The organism is Micromonospora lutea (genome assembly GCF_016863535.1).
GTDB lineage: Bacteria > Actinomycetota > Actinomycetes > Mycobacteriales > Micromonosporaceae > Micromonospora > Micromonospora lutea.
Map to the genome: position 1 here is coordinate 29,599 of NZ_BOPB01000037.1, position 19,334 is coordinate 48,932.

Annotated in this window: 16 protein-coding genes and 1 riboswitch; of the genes, 3 read left to right on the forward strand and 13 right to left on the reverse strand. The window is 71.2% G+C overall.

Annotated elements, in window-relative coordinates; genetic code table 11:
* Positions 1-21: 21 nt before the first annotated feature.
* From Vlu01_RS26345 to Vlu01_RS26370, 6 genes are all read right to left on the reverse strand, one after another.
* Positions 22-531: a hypothetical protein gene (locus Vlu01_RS26345; protein WP_204004550.1), complete on the reverse strand. Its 510-nt coding sequence runs from the start codon at positions 529-531 to the stop codon at positions 22-24.
* A 254-nt stretch (positions 532-785) separates the two neighbouring features.
* Entirely contained in the window at positions 786-3,314 is a 2,529-nt protein-coding gene (locus Vlu01_RS26350) for an ABC transporter permease (protein ID WP_204004552.1), read from the reverse strand.
* A gap of 3 nt (positions 3,315-3,317) precedes the next feature.
* The gene (locus tag Vlu01_RS26355; protein WP_204004554.1) at positions 3,318-4,091 is read right to left on the reverse strand and encodes an ABC transporter ATP-binding protein; all 774 of its coding nucleotides are present in this window, start codon (positions 4,089-4,091) and stop codon (positions 3,318-3,320) included.
* Positions 4,092-4,200: 109 nt separating this feature from the next.
* The gene (locus tag Vlu01_RS26360; RefSeq protein ID WP_204004557.1) at positions 4,201-4,860 is read right to left on the reverse strand and encodes a response regulator; all 660 of its coding nucleotides are present in this window, start codon (positions 4,858-4,860) and stop codon (positions 4,201-4,203) included.
* Positions 4,848-6,077 (reverse strand): sensor histidine kinase, encoded by a 1,230-nt coding sequence (locus Vlu01_RS26365; protein ID WP_239096137.1) that lies wholly within the window; start codon positions 6,075-6,077, stop codon positions 4,848-4,850. Before Vlu01_RS26365 ends, Vlu01_RS26360 begins: the two co-directional genes overlap by 13 nt.
* Positions 6,078-6,336: 259 nt before the next feature.
* A complete protein-coding gene (locus tag Vlu01_RS26370) occupies positions 6,337-7,572 on the reverse strand; it encodes a serine hydrolase domain-containing protein (protein ID WP_204004562.1) in 1,236 nt (411 codons plus the stop codon).
* Positions 7,573-7,801: 229 nt separating this feature from the next.
* Between Vlu01_RS26370 and Vlu01_RS26375 the strand changes: the two genes are divergently transcribed.
* Complete coding sequence (locus tag Vlu01_RS26375; RefSeq protein ID WP_204004565.1) at positions 7,802-8,443, forward strand: GNAT family N-acetyltransferase; 642 nt, start codon at positions 7,802-7,804, stop codon at positions 8,441-8,443.
* 105 nt (positions 8,444-8,548) lie between these two features.
* On the opposite strand, the gene Vlu01_RS26380 is transcribed toward Vlu01_RS26375, so the two are convergent.
* Complete coding sequence (locus tag Vlu01_RS26380; RefSeq protein WP_204004568.1) at positions 8,549-9,103, reverse strand: hypothetical protein; 555 nt, start codon at positions 9,101-9,103, stop codon at positions 8,549-8,551.
* A gap of 168 nt (positions 9,104-9,271) precedes the next feature.
* Positions 9,272-9,482, forward strand: a riboswitch (cobalamin riboswitch).
* A gap of 113 nt (positions 9,483-9,595) precedes the next feature.
* Between Vlu01_RS26380 and metE the strand changes: the two genes are divergently transcribed.
* Positions 9,596-11,836: a 5-methyltetrahydropteroyltriglutamate--homocysteine S-methyltransferase gene (gene metE, locus Vlu01_RS26385; RefSeq protein ID WP_239096138.1), complete on the forward strand. Its 2,241-nt coding sequence runs from the start codon at positions 9,596-9,598 to the stop codon at positions 11,834-11,836.
* Positions 11,837-11,891: 55 nt separating this feature from the next.
* On the opposite strand, the gene Vlu01_RS26390 is transcribed toward metE, so the two are convergent.
* From Vlu01_RS26390 to Vlu01_RS26415, 6 genes are all read right to left on the reverse strand, one after another.
* Entirely contained in the window at positions 11,892-12,857 is a 966-nt protein-coding gene (locus tag Vlu01_RS26390) for a nitroreductase family protein (RefSeq protein WP_204004574.1), read from the reverse strand.
* Positions 12,858-13,943 carry a GNAT family N-acetyltransferase gene (locus Vlu01_RS26395; protein ID WP_204004576.1) on the reverse strand — a complete coding sequence of 362 codons (1,086 nt, stop codon included), beginning with the start codon at positions 13,941-13,943 and terminating at the stop codon, positions 12,858-12,860.
* On the reverse strand, positions 13,940-14,380 hold the full coding sequence (locus tag Vlu01_RS26400) for a DUF4188 domain-containing protein (RefSeq protein ID WP_204004578.1): 441 nt from the start codon (positions 14,378-14,380) through the stop codon (positions 13,940-13,942). The genes Vlu01_RS26395 and Vlu01_RS26400 overlap by 4 nt, the downstream gene beginning before the upstream one ends.
* 3 nt (positions 14,381-14,383) lie before the next feature.
* Positions 14,384-15,958, reverse strand: a complete 1,575-nt coding sequence (locus tag Vlu01_RS26405; protein ID WP_204004580.1) for a phenylacetate--CoA ligase family protein — start codon at positions 15,956-15,958, stop codon at positions 14,384-14,386.
* Between the two features lie 313 nt (positions 15,959-16,271).
* Positions 16,272-17,366 carry a winged helix DNA-binding domain-containing protein gene (locus Vlu01_RS26410; RefSeq protein ID WP_204004582.1) on the reverse strand — a complete coding sequence of 365 codons (1,095 nt, stop codon included), beginning with the start codon at positions 17,364-17,366 and terminating at the stop codon, positions 16,272-16,274.
* A gap of 47 nt (positions 17,367-17,413) precedes the next feature.
* Positions 17,414-18,529, reverse strand: coding sequence for a MerR family transcriptional regulator (locus tag Vlu01_RS26415; RefSeq protein WP_204004584.1), 1,116 nt, complete (start codon positions 18,527-18,529; stop codon positions 17,414-17,416).
* A 251-nt stretch (positions 18,530-18,780) separates the two neighbouring features.
* Here Vlu01_RS26415 and Vlu01_RS26420 point away from each other — a divergent pair, with 251 nt between their 5' ends.
* Positions 18,781-19,278 (forward strand): metallophosphoesterase family protein, encoded by a 498-nt coding sequence (locus Vlu01_RS26420; protein ID WP_204004586.1) that lies wholly within the window; start codon positions 18,781-18,783, stop codon positions 19,276-19,278.
* Positions 19,279-19,334 lie beyond the last annotated feature (56 nt).

Here is a 19,334-nt window from a genome sequence, read left to right on the forward strand (position 1 = left end):
ACCCGAGCGGTGCCGCGCCGGTCAGCCGGTCCGCAGGAGCAGTCCGAGGACGATCCCGTAGATGACGTGGACGACCACCGCGACCACCGGAGTCTGGAAACCGTAGTTGAGAGCGAACATGCCGGGCGGCTCCAGCACGGCCATGCTGGACGGGCCCGCCCGCGGCGACGCCATGCGCGGGTGGACACCCGGCAGGAGCGGGAGGATCACCGTCAGCGCGATCCCGACGTGCAGCAGCCCGAACACCGCCCCGAGCCACCAGGTCGCCCGGTGCAGCAGGGCGAACGCCGTCGCGTAACCGAGGGCGAAACCCTGGCCGACACAGAGGTGGATGAAGAAGCCGACGACCCGGGCCCGGTCCGGATCCGCCGTGACGACGGTCCCGAGCACCAGGGGAAGGTCGAGGCGGGTGAGGCCGGCAAGCTGGGCAGAGATGAGCGTCGCGGTGAGCGCCACCGTGGCCACCAACCCGAACAACGCCCATCCGGCCCAGTCCATCTCAACAGCGGTCGGCGTCGCGGGCGTCCGCATCCGGTACGGCCGTACGGGTGACGTGAGCGCTGCCGACTCCAGCGGTCATCGTCCACCTCCGCCTGAACAACGCGGCGCTCCTGGCTGTCGGTCCGTGCCGATCATGGTTGTGAGTTCTGCCGCGACACCACCCCCGACGGTGTCGCCCGGGTGCCAATAGTAGGTCGGTCCCGGGCGACGACCATCGTGTTCGGGCAGGTCCGACCCGATCGGGAGGCCCCTGAGAACAGGTCAGTTCGCGCGCCGACCGGCGCTCACTCCTTCACGCCGATGCCGGTGACCGGCGGCGTACGCAGCAGTGCGCCGATGGGGAGCACGGTGGTGACCAGCGCCAGCAGCGCGGTACCGCCGATGATCGAGACCCAGCCGAGGGCCGGAACGTAGGGCACCGCCTGCCCGGTGAACGCCCTGACCACCGAGACCAACGTGATGGCGGCGATAGCGCCGCCGATGAGCAGTGAGGTGCCGAGCAGACCGAACTGTTCGGCGTGCACCATCCGCTTGACCTGCCGCCGGGTCACGCCGACCAGGCGCAGCAGGGCCAGCTCGCGGCCCCTGGCCAACGCCGCCATGACCATCGTGTTCGCGGCCGCCAGGGCGGCGTAACCGACCATGACGCCGATGAGCAGCTTGTTCAGCCAGGCGCTGAGCGCCAGATCCTTTCCCAACTCGCGGTCGATCACCCCGGTGTCGGTCAGGCCGCTGCCGGGATAGCGGTCGACAAGGTCGGTGAGGGCGACGGCACTGCCCGCCTCGGTGCGGATCAGGACCTGATCGTCGAGGTTGGTGGCGGTGTGGCCGCTGACGGTCTCCCGGTTGAGGGTGACGTCGCCGAAGCCGAGCCCGCGTTCGTAAACGGCGACGAGTCGTAACGTCACCGGCGTGCCGTCACCCAGCCACAGCTCGACCTGGTCGCCGAGTTTCGCCCGCTGCGACGACGCCTGCAGGGTGGACAACGCGACCGTCGCGCCGCGCAGCTCGGTGAGGTCACCCTCGGTGACCTTGAGGTCGAGAGTCTGGTCGGCTCCGTCGGGGTCGATGCCCTGCGCGGCGACCGGCTCGGCGGCACCCATCATCCGTACGATCACCGAAGTGCGACGGACACCTGTCGCGGCGACGACCCCGGGCATTTCGCGGGCGTCCGCCACTGCTGTCTCCGGCAGCCCGGCTGCCGACACCAGGGCGTGCTGGGCCAGCATCCCGCTACGGGTCTGGGCGAGGGTTTCCCGCTGCAGGTTGTCCTGGAAGAACCAGACCGAGCCGCCGAAGCCCACCGACAACACCAGGGCGGTCAGTACGGTCGCCATGCCCTGCGCGTTCGCCCGCAGGTTGGCTGCGGCCAGGTACCCGCTGTCGCCCCAGACGGCCCGCAGCACCGGGCCGAGTGTCCGCGCGGCGTACCGGTTGATCCACGGTGCGAGCAGCGCGGCGGCGAGGACGAAGACGTAGAGCATCCCGATCGCCGCGCCGAGGGCGGCCGATCCGCGCGCGGCCGTGGTGAACATGGTCAGCGCCACGCCGCCGCCAAGCGCGACCAGACCGGCGACAAACCGGACCCTGCTACTCCGGGCCGGCTCCATCGACACCTCGCCGAGCGCCTCGGTAGGCCGGATCTTCACCGTACGACGGGCCGCGAGCAATGCCGCCGCCACCGCCACCAGGACCGTCGCCGCGCCAACCGCCACTGCGGCGAACACCCCGTCGCTGAGCGGGAAGCCCTCGGGGATGAAGTTCCGCGACACCAGTTGTCCGCGCAGCCAGCCGGTGACGACCAGCCCGGCCGGTATGCCGATCAGCAGCGAGACGATGCTCAACTGGGCGACCTCGGCGATGATCAGCAGTCGCACCTGTCCCGGCGTCGCCGCGATCGCGCGCAGCAGGGCCAGGTCGCGGCGGCGGTGGCGGACCGCCAGTCCGATGGTGCCGGCGACGACGACCATCACCAGGCCCGCCACGTAACCACCGAAGATGGCGCCGAGCTGGATCAGCAGGTTGCTCGCGGCCAGCGCCTCGGACTCTTCCAGCTTTCCGATGTCGGTGCCGGTGTAGACCTCCGCTCCGGACTCGGCGGCGACCTGCTGGACGTCGGCCGCCACGGCGGATCGGTCAGCGTCGGGTGCCAGGACGATCCCGATCAGCGCGGCCCGGTCGGGGTGCGGGCTCAGCGCCGCGGCGTGACCGTCGGTGAAGAACAGCGTGGACGGTCCGCCGCCACCGCTGTCGCGGTCCACGACGCCGCTGACCCGGTACTCGCGCAGGGCGCCACCGACGAGGACCGGAAGCCGACTGCCCGGACGCATCTCGGTCCCGTCGACCGTGGCGAGTCCGACATCGACGGCGACTTCGTCGTCGCTGCCCGGCTGGTCGCCGGCGACGAGCTCGTACGGCGTCAGGGTGGCGCTGCGCCAGCCGTGGGCGACCGCCTCCTGCCCCGCCTGCTGACCCGGCACGACCGCCCGGATCGGGTGGTCGGCAACGGCGGTCGCCACGCCGGGCAGTTGCCCGATGCGCTCGGCGAGCGTGACCGGAACCGTCCCACCCTCGGGCAGGTCGACCGTGGCCGTGGTGGTCTCCCCGAATTCCTGGAAGGTGACGCTGAGTTCGCGTTGCGCGACCAGCATGTCCGCGGCGGTGTACCGCTGTGGCGTGGGCGCCCAGCGCAGGCCCGACTCGACCAGCAGGCCCATCGACATGAGAATCGTGACGCCGCAGGTGAGGGCGACGAGGGTGGCGACCGCGCTTCCGATCCGGTGGCGCAGCATTCGGACGGCCAGCTTGACCATGCCTCAGCTCCCCTGGGCGGCAAGCGGGCGACGCCCGAGCAGCGCCAGTTGCTCGGCGATCTGTTCGGCGCCCGGCTGCGGCATGTCCCGCACGATGCGACCGTCGGCGAGGACCATCACCCGGTCGGCGTACGAGGCCGCCACCGGATCGTGGGTCACCATGATCACCGTCTGTCGTGACTCGTCGACCACCGACCGCAGCAGGGCCAGCACCTGAGAGGCGGTCTGCGTGTCCAACGCGCCCGTCGGCTCGTCACAGAAGATCACCTCGGGTCGCATCGCGAGCGCCCGGGCGATCGCCACCCGCTGCTGCTGCCCACCGGACAACTCCGCCGGACGGTGGTGCAGCCGGTCGCCGAGTCCGACCCGCTCGACCACCTCGCGCAGCCAGACGGGATCCGGTCGAACCCCGGACAGCCGCAGCGGCAGGTGGATGTTCTCCTCGACGGTCAAGGCCCCGATCAGGTTGAAGGCCTGGAAGACGAAGCCGATCCGGCTGCGCCGGAGCCTGGTCAGCTTGGTTTCCGTCAGCCGCGACAGTTCTTCGCCGCCAATCCACACCTGCCCGGAGGAGGGTCGGTCCAGGCCGGCCGCGGTCTGCAGCAGGGTGCTCTTGCCGGAGCCGGACGGCCCCATCACCGCCGTGAAGGTGCCGCGGTGGAACTCCGCGTCCACGCCGGCGAGCGCGGTGACCGCCTGCGGTCCGGAGCCATACGTACGAGCGAGCTGCACCACGCGCACCGCGATGCCGGCCGTAGGTTCTGTGTGGATGGACATCCTGACTGACCTCTCCGTGTCGTCGGAGGACGAATACACGGAAAACCTATGGTCGAGGCGGCTGTCAGACGATCTAGCGCACGGGCCAACCGGGGTGCAGCAGGCTGTACTAACCGCGCCGCTGGGCGTCCTCGAGGTACCGCAGGACCGCCGTGACCCGCCGGTCCGCGCGGTCGTCCGGCGCGAGACCGAGCTTGGCGAAGATGCTGCGGATGTGCTTGTGCACGGCACCGTCGGTGACGAAGAGCCGCTGCGCGATCGCCGTGTTGCCGAGGCCCTCCGCCATCAACGAGAGCACGTCACGTTCCCTTGCGCTGAGTCGGCTGAGAGTGCTGTCGGGGCGGCTGCGCGCGAACAGTTGGGCGACCACCTCCGGATCGATCGCCGTACCGCCGTCCGCGACGCGGTGCAGCGCGGCGAGGAACTCCTCGACCCGACCGACCCGTTCCTTCAACAGGTAGCCGAGCCGAGCCGTACCGTCGGCGAGCAGGTCGGTGGCGAACGTCTGCTCGACGTACGCCGACAGGACCAGCACCGCGAGGGCGGGGTGCCGACGCCGGGCCTCGACGGCGGCCACGATGCCCTCGTCGGTGTGGGTCGGCGGCATCCGGACGTCGACGATTGCCACGTCCGGTGCGAAGGTGTCGACAGCGGACAGGAAGGTCGTCGGTGAGTCGGTGGCGGCGACCACGTCGAGACCCTCGGCCCGCAGCAGCAGTGCCAGGCCCTCCCGCAGCAGGGCGTCGTCCTCGGCGATCACGATCCGCACGGCAGCTCCACGAGTAGTGTCGTCGGCCCACCAGGTGGGCTGGTCAGGGTGAAACGGCCGTCGTGGGCGTCCACCCGCCGACGGATGCCGCCGATCCCCGAGCCGTTGCCCTCGTCGGCGCCGCCGCGGCCGTCGTCGACGACCGACACGTGCAGCCGGTCGGCGTTGCGGTGGACGGTGACCGCCGCCGTGCCGGCGCCGCTGTGCCGGGCGACGTTCGTCAACGCCTCCGCCACCACGAAGTACGCCGTCGCCTCGACCGACGCCGCGCATCGGCCCCGGACGTCGACATCCACGGTGCACGGCACGCCGCAGCCAGCGGCCAGACCATCGAGGGCAGCGGTGAGCCCCCGATCGTCGAGCACCGGCGGCAGGATGCCGCGCACCACGGTACGCAGCTCCGCCAGCGCCAGTTCGGCCGATTCGTGGGCCCGGTCCAGGATCTCCTCCGCCCGCGCCGGATCCCGGGCCAGCGCCCGCCGCGCCGCGCCGAGCAGCACGGTGACCGCGACCAGCCGATTCTGCGCTCCATCGTGCAGTGAGCGCTCGATACGGCGCAGCTCGACCGCATGCGCGTCCAGCGCGGCCGCCCGGGTCGCGGTCAGCTCGGCGATCCGCAGCGAGGTGTCGACGTCGCGCGGCGATGTCAGCAGACGCCGCCCCGGCAGCGACTGGAGGTGGGCCATCGTCGGACCGAGCGCCACGGTGGCGGCGAGCCAGCCGACCCCCATCAACCCCACCACCAGGGCGTCGGGCAGCCCGTCGATCCGCCAGTTGACGAAGCCTGGTCCGCCCAGCTCCGGCGGCAGGAACCAGAAGTACAACGGGAAGAGGAGGTTCTGCACGGCGGAGATCGGCATCGTCAACCCGAGCACGCCCAGGCCGAACCCGATCGTGGCATGGACGGCCACGAACGCACACTCGCGCCGGATCCACCGGTCACGCAGGACACCGGGTAGATCAGCCGGAACGGGCGGCGGTACGGGCAGGTCCCGCGCCCACGACGACAGTCGGGTTCGTTCCCGGTTGGCGGTCGATCGCACCGCCTTCGCCGCGGACGGGACCACCCGCAGGCCGACACCGACCAGGCAGGCGAGTCCCACCAGGAGCAGCATCAGGACCGCCGCCAAGGCCAGGATCGACGTGCCGAGGCCGCCGAAGAGATGCTCCACAGCGTCGACAGACATCCGTACCCGGTCCCGGAGGTACTGCCGCACCGCGCGTCCACGGTCCGAACTCACCGGTTCTACAGCGACCGGATTCCCGACGGAGTCTCTGCGCGGCATCCGTACCTCCCCGGCAGAGACCATAGGCGACCGCAGGCACAACCGGTGCCTCCCGGCCCAGAAGGTACAGCCTGCGGTACCAACCGGTTCCCGAGGCGGCCCACCTCTCGCCACTCCCACACCGGGATGCGCGAAGGAACCGGGTCAGGCCCTGGAGCGACCTGCCCAGGGCTGACGGACGGCAGGGCGGCTACGGCACCGCCACCACCGCATCGTTGCCCGGCATCCGGGTCACGCTCGGCAACTGCGGCAGGGTCGCTGCCGAGCGGCTGGTCACCTCACCGGTCGGGCACATCGCGGTGAGCAGCAACGTGCTCCAGGCGATGTCGATCGGGTGCGGATCGGGCAGGCCGACCTGATAGTGGCTGATGTTGATCCCGGTCGACACCTGACGTGCGCCGCCGCGGCTGTGCATGGAGATCGTCAGGTGCCCGAAGACCGCGCCGTCGTGGCCCCAGAACTCTCCACAGGGAGTGGGCAGCGAGTAGATGCCGAGACCGTAGCGGCCGGCTTCGGGCAGTTCCGGCAGCATCGGAACCCCGGTGAGCATCTCGTCGAGGGTGGCCGGGCTGAGCAGGTCACCGGCGAGCAACGCTCGGAAGAAGGTGTTCAGGTCCGCCGTGGTGGCGATCATCTCGCCCGCCGTCCACCCCCAGCTCATGTTGAACTCGCTGAGGTCGCGTACTCCGAACGGGGCGAAGTAGGCGCCGCTGTGCGGGCCACGGATCCTCGGGTCGGTGCCGGGGAAGGATGTTCCGTTGAGCTTCAGCGGCCGCAGGATACGTCGCTGCACCGCGGCTGCCGCGTCGTTGCCGGTGATCTTCTCGATCAGCAGCCCGGCCAGGACGTAGTTGGTGTTGGAGTAGCTGAACCGGGCGCCGGGAGCGTTTGTCGGTGGCATGGCCAGGCCCGTGGCGACCAGCTCCGCCGGGGCGTACGTGGTGACCCGCATCCGGTCGATCGACGCGTACGAGTCGATCATCGCGTTGGTGTAGTTGCCGATGCCGCTGGTGTGGTTCAGCAGCATCCGGACGGTGACCTGGGCGCCGAGCTCACCCGGCACGGTGTTGGGGAGCCACCGCCCGATCGGGTCGTCGAGGCCCAGCCGGCCCTCGTCGACGAGCTGCAGCACGGTGGTGGCGACGAACGTCTTGGTGATGCTGCCGATCCGATGCCGCATCTGCGGCTGCATCGGTCGGGGCTTGGTCAGGAACGCCTGGCCTGCGGCGTCGCGCCAGTCACGTCGGCCGTCACGCACCGCGACCAGCACGCCCGGGACGCCGGCCTCGGGCACGGCGGCGAGAGCGGCGCGTAGCTCGGCGCGATCCAGCCCACCGGCGGCTGGCCCGGCTGCCGGACCCGGCTGCGCGGTGGCGGATGCGGGTACGACAGCGAGTGTGGTCACCAGCGCGACGCTGGTGACCATGATCTTGATTGTCCGAAGTGTACGTGACATACGTGTATGTTCGTTGACGCGTGGGTCGCCCGCATCCTGCTCAAGCGGGAGATTCGATTCCCACTGCGGTATGAACGCATCGCGGGCTGAACACCTGAGAGCGCGGGCGCCCAGTGAGTTCACGGGCACCACGATCACCGTGGAGCTGACACGCTCGGGACCGACCCGTGGGGACCGCCGGAGCCGGGAAAGGACCATCATGGGCAGCGCATTGGCCGACATCCTCAAGGCGGCAGCCCAGGGGCATTTCCCGGCACCGGACGGCGGCATCACCGTGGTGCCACAGCCAAGCAGCCGCGATGCCGGAGTTGTCGCATTCACCGCCCATTCCGTGATCTTCACCGACGAGGACCCGCTGTGGGTGCGCCGCACGCTTGCTGCTCTCGACTGCGACGCCCTGGCGGCTGCGATGAATCCGGCCTTCCTGAGCGCGCTGCTCGACCGCACCCGGCGCTCGATGGACACGATCGACCTCTTGACGGTGGCGAGCCCTCTCGCCGGTGAGCCCCAACTGAAGCTCGAAGAGACTGCGGACGCGGATCATCCACGTCAGATCAGGGCACGGAAGCGCCGTGACGACCTCCGGGTCTGGACGGCCGACGGCGGAGTGGTCATCCTCGGCCGCGGTGTGGCAGGCCGCTGGGAAACGGCGATCGAGGTCGACGAGGGGCATCGCCACCGGGGCCTCGGGCGGGCACTGGCGACGGCCGCCCGCCATCTGGTGCCCGAGCGCCAGCCCGTCTGGGCGCAGCAGGCCGCCGGCAACGCCCGCAGCGTCCGCGCTTTCCAGGCGGCTGGCTTCCGGCCGGTGGGAGCCGAAGCGCTTCTGCTCGACCCGTAGGCGTCACTGAGAGCGGGCGGGGCGGGTCGCGGCGGACACGCCCGCCCGCCCGGTGCCAGCAGGGCAACGGGCGGCCGGGAGCGCGTGTGGGCGGCTCCTTCGTGGTCAGCTCAACGTGAAGGTCACGTCGTCGACGTCGAAGGTCGTGACGCCGTTGCCGGCCATCTCGCTGGCGAGGAAGACGGCCGTCGCGGTGCGCTCGATCGTCGCGGTGCCGCTCGACATGGTGTACTCCCGCCACTGCGAGCCGCTGTTGAAGGCCAGCGAGTGCCTCGTCTTCGGAGGGATCCCGGTGACTGCCAGTCCGACGTTCAGGTAATCGCCGCGGATGGTCTCGGTGGTGGTGGTCCGGACCCAGAAGCGGACCGTCAGGTCGCAGTTGGCCGGCACCGTGACGGTGGCGCGCAGCAGATCGGTACGCGACACGTCCAGCCCGGCGAAGGTGGCGTACGCGCGGCCGGTACGCGCGGGTCGGTTCGCGTCACCGAGCACGACGATGCGGGGGCCGGCCTCCCAGCCGGTGGTGCCCCGCTCGAAGCTGGGGTTCGGGTGGATCTGCCGAGCGCAGGGTGCGTCGGAGGTCGGCTGGCTCTGGGGCGCGCTGCCCGGAGTGAGCAGCAGCAGGGCCGCGGCGACGGCGGTGGTGACGATGGCTTTCATTGATCCTCCCCGTGTCATGACACCGGAAACGGAGCTTTGAATCGACCTTTCTCGATCGGCATCGGCGCGTCAAGCGCTTCTCGCCTGCCGGCACCCTGGACCCGTGCGTCACCGTCGGCCCCGTCTCGTACCTCGGACACCGGCGACCGGTCGGGCGGTGCGGGCCGTACGATGGCCGGTGGTGCTGGTTCGTCCCGTCCGCGAGGGTGGGGCGTCGTAAGAGGGAACCCGGTGTGAAACCGGGACTGCCCCGCAGCGGTGAGTGGGAACGACCGCCGTCAACGAAGCACTGGACCGTGAGGTCTGGGAAGCGACGGCCAGTAGGCGACCTGGTGTCATGCCCGCGAGTCCGAAGACCTGCCAGTGCTGCGCACGCCGCCGGTGTGCGCCGCCGACGGCCTCTCGGGAGGGTCAGGGCGAATGCCGGTACCTCAGGTGTACCCGCCTTCCCCTCCCGTGTCCGCCGGACACTTCGAGGGAAGGACCCCCTTGGTGAGTACCGCATTCGGGCAGAGCACCGTGCTCGGCTACCCACGCATCGGTGCCAATCGTGAGCTGAAGAGGGCCGTCGAGGCGTACTGGGCCGGCACCATCGACGCCGACGCCCTGGAGCATGTCGCGGCAGGGTTGCGGGCCGAGGTGTGGCGGACGCTGCGGGACGCCCGGCTCGACGCGATCCCGTCGAACACGTTCTCCTACTACGACCACATGCTCGACACCGCGGTCGCGGTCGGCGCGGTCCCGACCCGGTTCGCTCGGCTGGGCCTGTCCGCGCTGGACACCTACTTCGCCATGGCGCGCGGTGTCGACGCCGAGCCGGCGCTGGAGCTGACGAAGTGGTTCGACACCAACTACCACTACCTGGTGCCGGAAATCGACGCCGACACCGTCTTCACCGCCAACCCGGCGAAGGCGCTGGGCGAGTACGCCGAGGCCCGCGACCTGGGCGTCACCACCCGGCCGGTGCTCGTCGGACCGGCCACGTTCCTGCTGCTGGCCAAGGGCGACGATCCGTTCGCCCGCCTCGACGACCTGGTCGAGACGTACGCCGAGATCCTCGCCGCCCTGGCCGACGCGGGAGTCGACTGGGTGCAACTGGACGAGCCCGCCTACGTCGCCGACCGTAGCCCGGCCGAGATCGACGCCCTCCGCCGGGCCTACACCCGGCTCGGTGAACTCGCCCACCGACCACAGATCTTCGTGGCGACCTACTTCGGTGACCTCGGCGACGCACTGCCGGCTCTGCTGGACACCCCGGTCGACGCGGTCGGCCTGGACCTGGTCGCCGGACCGGGCAACCTCCACCGCCTCGCCGCCGCCGGGCCGCTGGGCGGCAAGACGATCGTCGCCGGGCTGGTGGACGGCCGGAACATCTGGCGTACCGACCTGCGGGCCGCCGTGGCCGCGGGCGCGACGGTCACCGCACTGGCCGACCACGTCGCCGTCTCCTCGTCCTGTTCGCTGCTGCACGTCCCGGTCGACGTGTCCGCCGAGACACGCCTCGACCCCCGGCTGTCGGAGCGGCTGGCGTTCGCCCGGCAGAAGGTCGACGAGATCGTCCTGCTCGGCCGCGCGTTGCGCGACGGCACCACCGCGCTACCGGCGCCACTACCGGCCGCCCCGACCGCCTGGCGTCACGACGAGGTCCGTGGCCGCCTCGCCGCGCTGCGCCCGGCCGACCGACAGCGCGGCGACTATCCCACCCGGGCCGCCCGCCAGCAGGAACGGCTGGCCATGCCGGAGCTGCCGACCACCACGATCGGGTCGTTCCCGCAGACCGCCGGGCTGCGCAAGGCCCGCGCCGCGCACCGGGCGGGCGGCCTCGACGACGCCGGTTACGTCCAACGGATGCGCGCGGAGGTGGCGCAGGTCATCCGGTTGCAGGAAGAGTTGGGCCTGGACGTGCTGGTGCACGGCGAACCGGAACGCAACGACATGGTGCAGTACTTCGCCGAACAGCTCGACGGGTTCGCCGCCACCGAACACGGCTGGGTCCAGTCCTACGGCTCCCGCTGCGTACGCCCGCCGATCATCCACGGCGACGTGTCCCGCACGGCGCCGATGACGGTTGACTGGTCCACCTACGCGCAGTCGCTGACGAGCAAACCGGTCAAGGGCATGCTCACCGGCCCGGTCACCATCCTGGCCTGGTCGTTCGTCCGCACCGACCAACCTTTGGCCGACACCGCCGACCAGGTCGCGTTGGCGCTGCGCGACGAGTGCCGGGACCTGGAGGCCGCCGGAATCCGGGTCATCCAGGTCGACGAGCCGGCGCTGCGCGAGACGTTGCCGCTGCGCAGGGCCGACCAGAAGGCGTACCTGGACTGGGCCGTCGGTGCGTTCCGGCTGGCCACCAGCGGCGTCGCCGACGACACCCAGATCCACACCCACCTGTGCTACTCCGAATTCGGTGAGGTGATCACCGCCATCGACGCCCTCGACGCCGACGTCACCAGCATCGAAGCGTCCCGTTCCAAGATGGAGGTCCTCGACGACCTCGCCGCGATCGGCTACGGCCGGGGCGTCGGCCCGGGGGTGTGGGACATCCACTCGCCCCGGGTGCCACCGCGTGCCGAGGTCGTCGAGGCGTTGCGCCGGGCCGTGGCGGCCGTGCCGGCCCGCAGGTTGTGGGTGAACCCGGACTGCGGCCTGAAAACCCGCGCCTACCCCGAGGTCGAGGCCGCTCTGCGGCACCTGGTCGGGGCCGCCGCCGAGGTACGCCGCAACGGCTGATCGGCGCGTGGCCGCACGCCGCGTGACCGCTGGTCGCCCACGCGGCGCACCGCCCTCAGGCACCGCCGACCCGGCGCGCCGATCGGGGCGCCGGTCGGTTGGGCCGACCCACTCTGGCGACATGCAGCAGCCGGTCCGGTGCGACGTCGAGCAGCGCGCCGAGGGCCGTGCGGGTGGCGGCGACGTCGATGAGCTGGCTCAGCGGATGAGCGGCCAGCCCGGCGGTGTGCAGGGTCAACCAGATCCGCATCAGCACCCGGCCGACCTCGACCTGCCCGGTCCGGTCGAGGTCGGCCGGGGCGATGAGGACCAGCACGGCGCCACCGCGCGCGAGCGGGTCGTCGGCGGCGGCGAGCAACCTCGGCAAGCCCAACGGCCGCAGCAGCGGATAGGCGGCCAGTGCCGCGCGCAACCCGGTCGCGGCGGGACGCGACAACGCCAGGCACCGGTCGCTGAGCCCGTCCACGTCATAGCTCGGATGCGTCGGGTCCAGCCGCAGCCAGCGACGCAGCTCCGCGACGACCGCCGGGTCGGCGTACTGCTGCCGGTCGGCGGTGCGCAGCAGCGCAGCGAGGCGGGCGGGCTCCGGCACGGCGCGGACGCCGCCACCGGCCTGCCGGGCGACCGCGTCGAGCGCCGCGAGCGTGTCCTGTTCCGGCCCGTCGGCGAGGCGACCCCGGTCGGTACGACGCTCCCACACGTCGGTGGTGCGAAACGGCGTCTGGTAGGGGTGCCGGGCCGGCCGCAGCCACCCCACCCGGCGGTGCCGCTCGTCGTGGTCGGCGGCGTACTCCAGTCGCAACCCGGCGTCGGCCGCGACGATCAGACACGTCTCGACGAACGCCCCGAGGGACAGGCGCAGGTCCCGGCCGGTGGGGTCGGCCACCGGCAGCGTGTCGGCCGCGTCCCACCCGAGGTGAATCGCCCCGGGCTCGTAGCGCAACCGCCACGGCTGGGTGTTGTGCGCGCTCGGGGCCCGCCAGCACAGCGGCTCGAGCGCACGGAACGCGGCGATGTCCACCTACAGCTCCTTGGCGTAGAAGGTGTACCCGTGCAACGGGCGTCCACCGAGCCGCCGATACTGCGCGGCCGAAGCCGGGTTGTCCCGCCCGACGTAGGTGCTGCGCAGCGTGGTGTAGCCGGCGGTGTGCAGGTTGTGGTGCAGGTGCGCGGAGAGCAACCGCTGGTAGCCGCGCCCCTGATGCTGCGGCAGCACGCCCTTGATGATGAGCACCGCCTCCCGCCGGTAGCGGCGGCGCGCGGCCAGCAGGCGCAGCTGGTTGACCGGGTGCAGGTCGCCGCGGACCCGGACCAGGAACTCGCTGATGTCCGGTACGCAGAGCACGAAGGCCACCGGCAGCCCGTCGCGGGTCAGATAGAGCAGCAGCGACTCGTCGAGCAGGTACGCCAGCCCGTCGGTCTGCCGCCGCAGTTGCGCTGCGGAGATCGGGGTGTAGTAGCCGAGCTGGGCGAAGGAGGCGTTGAGCATGCCGCGCAGCAGGTCGAGCTGCTCGTCGAGCCGCCGGACGTCACCGTGGTGCAGTTCGAGCCGGGCACCGTCCGGCTCGATGTGTGAGGAGGCCGGCGCCGGTCGGGTCGGGGCGGTCACCGGGCAGATCCAGGTGTCCGACTCGAACCTACGGTGAAACCCGTACGCCTCGTAGGCGGCCACGTGGCGCGGCGGGTTCCAGGCGCTGTCGACGAAGCCCCGCTCGGCGTACCCGGAGGTGATCACCCCGCCGGCCTGGTTCGGCAGCAGCGCCACCGGACCGAACAACAGCTCCCGGTCGGCGTCGGCGTGCGCGGTGATCGCGTCGAACAGCGGTCCGGCCGCCGATTCGGTGAACTCGGTCAGCCCGAACAGTTGGCACCGTCGGCCGAGCTTGGCGTCGAAGTCCGCGTCGGTGTGCAGTGTGGTGCGCCCGACCACCGCACCGGCGGCGTCGCGCAGCAGATACAGCGGCACTCCGTCGCGCCACCACCGTCGGATCTGCTGCCGGGGGACAGGCACGTGACGCGGTTCGGCGGCGTACAGCCGGTCGGTGAAGGCCAGGAACTGCCGCAGCTCGCGGCGGCTGGTGACCCGTTCGAACCGGTGGGAACTCACCGCCGGACCGCCGGCCCGGTCGTCTCCGCGCCCAGCGGGGTGAAGGTGCTGATGTGTCCCATCTCCGGGCCTTCGGCGCGCCACGCGCCGTTGGAGTATCCGTCCGGTGCGGCGCTGTAGAGCCGGATGAAGCCGGCGGTCGCGTTCCGGGTGCCGTCGGTCAGCCAGACCATCAACCGCCGGTGGTGGCGGGTACGGGCGAACCGCAGCATCGCGTCGCGGTCGGTGAAGAACGCGATCGTGCCGAGGGTCAACGGGAACTGCCAGTAGACGGTGTGCCAGCAGTAGCCGGACATCCGCCGCATGTCACGGACCATCCGGAACCAGGCCGGCGCCAGCCGCAGCAGCACCAGGGGATTGGTGTAGCGGGTCCCGCCGATGAACATGGCGCCGGCGCGGGCCTGGGCGGGAGCGCGGGAGAAGTCACGGGTACGCATGGGTCACCTCACCAGGTAGACGTTTTTGATCTTCTGTGGGCCGGCGAACGGGCCACTGCCCGGTTCATGCAGCTCCACCCGCAGGTCACCGGCGGTCGGGTCCTCCACGAGCGACTGGGCGAAATCCCGCGAGACCGAGGTGAGGTGCCGGCGTACCCCGCTGCGGCAGGCGGCGGCGAGCGCGTCGCGCTGGCCGGCGCTCAACGGGCGGCGCAGTTCGAGGTGGATCACCGGCCGGGTCTCCAGCGCCGCATCCTCGGCCAGCGCCAGACAGAACGCGTTGATCTCGGCGGCGTGCGGGTTGCCGGTGTAGAGGCCGTACTCGACGTCCTGCGGATAGAGGTTCGCCCCCAGGTAGGAGACCGTGGAATCACGCCGGCCGAAGAGCAGCAGCACCGGCAGGGTCATCCGCTCGACCGAGAGGACGGTACGCAGTTCGGCTCGGCGTACCGGGTCGGCCTGCGCCAGCTCGACGACCCGCCGGTACGGCAGCAGCAGCGCCTCGTCCCCGACGTTGTAGCGCAGCCGGGGTTGCAACACGTCACCGGTGACCGTGCAGATCAGCTCCTGTCGCTCGTTCGTCTCCAGGAAGGTGGTGAACGGGTTGTACTGGAACACCATCGGGAGTCGCTGCTCGTCGGCGCCGAGCAGCGCGGTCCGCAGTCCACGATCGGTCTGCAACCGTCGCCGCAGCCACACCGTGAACCGGGTCTCCGCGCCGATACCGATGGTCAGGTCCGAGGCCCCGTACGCCGAACGCACCAGGGCGAACCGCTGCTCCAGGTAGTCGCGCAGCGCCTCGGTCATCGGCTCGCCACCGCAGTTGGCGAAGATGCGGTAGCGCGACCAGGGGAAGCCCTCGGCGTCGAGTTGGTCGCGCAGATGCTTGAGAAACGGCGGGTAGGCGGTCACCAGGTAGTCGAAGTCGGGACCGAACTCGCGCAGCGTGTCGGCGATCTTCCCGAGGTCCGGGCCGGTGTTCTTGACCACGGCGATGCGGGCCATCGCGGCGCCGGTCGTCGTCCCGGTCGCCCAGGCGCCCATCGAGTAGGCGTTGATGACGAACGGACGGCGCGTCGGAAACACCAGCCCGGTGTAGCCGGCGATGTCGCGGTGCACCGCGCGCAGCTCCCGTTCCCCGCGAGGCCAGTTGAACGGCTGCCCCGAGGAGCCGGCCGACTCGTCGACCACCACCCCACGACGGGGCAACCGCCCGTTCCAGCAGCGTGCGGCGGTGTCGTGAGCCGTCACGTAGCTGAACTTGTCGGTTTCCGGATAGTCACTCAACCGTCGACGGACACCGGGGCGGGCACGCAGGAAGGCCCGGTACGCGGGCACCTGCCGGGCTGCTCGTACGCAGGTCGCCTGGGCGTTCGCGGCAGCCAGCCGGTCCAGGACCGGATGATGCCGTCGTGCCGACCACCGCCATCCGGCGGGGTGACGACAGACGAGCCGGCTCAGCGCGGCGACCAGGCGGCCGAGCGTCCCCAGCACGGCCTGGCGGATGCGCGCGGCCACGGCCGGCAAGGGCGAATCGGCGGTACGCAGAGCGATGTGTCGGTGGGGCAGTTCGGCCATGACGACAGCCTGTCGGTGCGGCGGCGTCCACACCTGAGCCCCGCACACGGTTTTCGGCTGAGTACCCCTACCCAGCCGCCCTTCCGTTTGCTGCGGGATGCCGATCTCCGCGCGCGAGCGATCCGTGACGGCTTCGCCGAGACCGGGTTCGGCGATGAAAGTCAGATTGTGTGGATCGTGATGAGGTCTTCGAGGCCTGCAAGGTCCTCGGCGTTACGGGTGTACACGGCGGCGTCGTGGGCGTGGATGGGAAGCGGATCGAATCGACGTTGGATGGCGCTCAATCGCGCCAGACGCAGCGCCCTCGCGGGTGTCACGCGTCCGCGATCGTGACACGGTTGGGGTGTCGCGGCTCGGGCTGAAACATGGTCAGCAGGCTTTCGCCCTCAGCGACGACGGCATCCCGCTCCACCGCCGTGAGCGGGCGCAGCGCCGCGATCCGCAAGGCGGCCGCGCCACCGTCGACGGTGACCGCCCAGGTGCCCGAGACCCGGCCGTCGACCAGCAGGAAGCGTGCACCGGTGACGCTCAACCCGCGATGCTCGGCGTCGATGACGCGGCTGCGGTCGTCGTAGCCGAGCACCGCGTTGTCGAACGCCGGCAGGAAGCGTGGCGGCGCCGGGGTCTGCGGGTCGGGCAGCGCGCCGTCGGGCACGTCGAGCAGTTCACGGCCGCGTTCGTCGCGGAACGTCCGCAACGACGGTCGCAGTCGTTGGACGGACTCGCGTAGCCCGGTCAACCCGGACCAGGCGCGGATGTCAGCGGTGGCCGCCGGGCCGTACGCGGCGAGGTAGCGCAGGACCAGCGCGTCGACGGTGGCGGGGGACGCCGGCGGCAACGGCCGGCCCAGCCACGCCTCGATCGTGGTGTTGTACGCACCGGCGCGCTCGCCCCAGACCCCACGGGGTGGCACCTGCACGAGCGGCACGAGCGTGCTGAGCGCGTCGCCCAACGTACGCGCCGGCACACCCGGCCAACGGTCGGCGATGACGCGGGCCGCCTCGGTCAGCTGTCGCGGCCGCTCCTCGAACAGCGGCCTGCCCAGTTTCGCCAGCTCGTCGAGGTCGACGCCGGACAACTCCCGACGCCACGTCGACCATGCGCGTGACACCAGCATCGTCTGGTGGGCCGGTCGCAACGTGACGCAGTCGTCCGCGGTCACCAGGTGCAGGGTGCGGCGCATCAACAGGGTGCGCACCGCCCGGCGGCTCAGCAGCAGTTCGGCCAGTGCCGACGGCTGGAAACCGACCAGCCGGCTCCACAGCCCGACGTACGGCTCCAAGGGCTCCTGTGCCTGCAACCCGACCAGGTGCTCAAGGGCGTCGGTGACCGGCATGTCGTGCCGCCGCAACAGGAGCTGACGGGCGAGCAGCGCCCGGTTGAGGGCACGGCGGTCGAGCAGGCTCATGGCGATGACGCTATCGCCCACCCCGGACATCGTCCCCGCACGACGGTTCAGGCTACGAGCAGGCGGAGGCCGAGTTCGGCAGTGTCGAGGGCGACGAGGTCGCGGTTGCGCTCGGCCCACCGGCCCGAGGACAGGTCTTCACGGAGTCTGCTGACCGCCCGCTGCTCGGCCTGTGGGCCGACTCTGGTCCACACCGACACCGCGCGGCGTACGTGTTCATCCAGATACGCCTCGGGCCGACGCCAGTACGCCTCGAAGAACCCGTCCGCGCAGTCCCACGGCACGAGCACCGGCTCGGCGCTTCCGCCTATCGCGCTGGTCAGGTCGGCCAGGGACGGCCACCCGACGAGAAGGTCCGCGAACTCGGGCAGGTAGTCACGGGTGAGCCAGAAACGCTGACGCCAACCGGTGTCGTCGGCGTCGTAGGTGAACACCACCACGCGGCGGGCCACCCGACGCATCTCACGCAGCCCGGCGACCGGGTCCGGCCAGTGGTGGACGGTGCTGACCGCCATCGCGGCGTCGAAGGACTGGTCCTCGAACGGCAGACGTTCCGCGGCTGCGGCCACGCAGGGGGCCGCACCGGGGGGTCGTTGCGCCCGCATGACCGCCGACGGTTCCACCGCCGTGACATCACGGTCGGGCGGTTCGTACGATCCGGTTCCCGCACCGACGTTCAGCACCGTCCGTGCGTCACCCAGGGCATCCCAGATGCGCGCGGCGATCCGCGGCTCGGTGCGTCGGGTGGCGGGGTAGGCGGATCCGATGGCGTCGTACAACTGCGGTCCGAACATTCTCAGTTGCTCCTCCGGCGTCGTCCTGATTCCCATCGCTCGGGCGCCCAGTTCCCGGTCGATGGCCGTCACCATGGCGGCCGCACGGTCGCGTTGATCGGTCAGCAGGTCACGCAACCGGCACAGGTGCGCGACCGCGTCGGTGGTCGGATCGTCGACCAGATCAGCGATCTCCCGCAGCCCGAAGCCGAGCCGACGGTAGGCGAGCACCTCCCGGAGGCGCTGCACGTCGTCGGGGGAGTAGGCCCGATGCCCGGCAGTGGTCCGCGCGGAGGGCTTGAGGAGGTCGATCTCGTCGTAGTGGTGCAGGGTTCGGACGGTGATGCCGGCCAACTCCGCCACCCGTCCCACGGTCAGGTGCTCCGCCATGGCACCGACTATCGGACATGACGCCGCGTGAGGAGCAAGGTGGAAGCGGACTCACCGCGTCAGGAGGACGTCGTGGCCCGCGCGCGGGTGCGGCCGTAGTCGGCCAGGGCGTGGAAGGCGGCCTTCGGCGTCCACGAGCCGTCCGGCAGAACCCGCACGATTCCATGCTCGACCGCGCGGTCGCGCGCGGCGAGGCACCGCCGACCGCCGTGCACCCGCGCGTCGCGGCCGCGGAGGGTTACCCTGACCGGGTGCGGTTGGTCATCATGGCAGACACCCACCTGCCCAAACGCGCCCGTGACCTGCCGCCCGGGCTGTGGGCTGCCGTCGACGCCGCAGACCTCGTCATCCATGCCGGCGACTGGGTCAGCGCCACACTTCTCGACGAGTTGGAGCAGCGCAGCGCCCGGCTGGTCGGCGTCCACGGCAACAACGACGGTCCGGACCTGCGCGCCCGGCTGCCGGAGGTCGCCCGGGTGGAGGTCGCCGGCCTGCGGATCGCGGTGGTGCACGAGACCGGGCCGGCCAGCGGCCGGGAGCGGCGGTGCGCGGCTCGCTTCCCTGGCTGCGACCTGCTGATCTTCGGCCACTCCCACATCCCCTGGGACAGCGAGGCCCCCGGTGGTCTGCGGTTGCTCAATCCCGGTTCACCGACCGACCGGCGTCGCCAGCCGTGCGCGACGTACCTCACCGCCGAGGTGACCGACGGTCGGCTCACCGCCGTCACCCTGCACGAGGTACCGCGCTAGCGTGGACGCGGCCTGGTCAGGTGGTCGCTGGTCATCAGCCTTACCGACGACCGCAG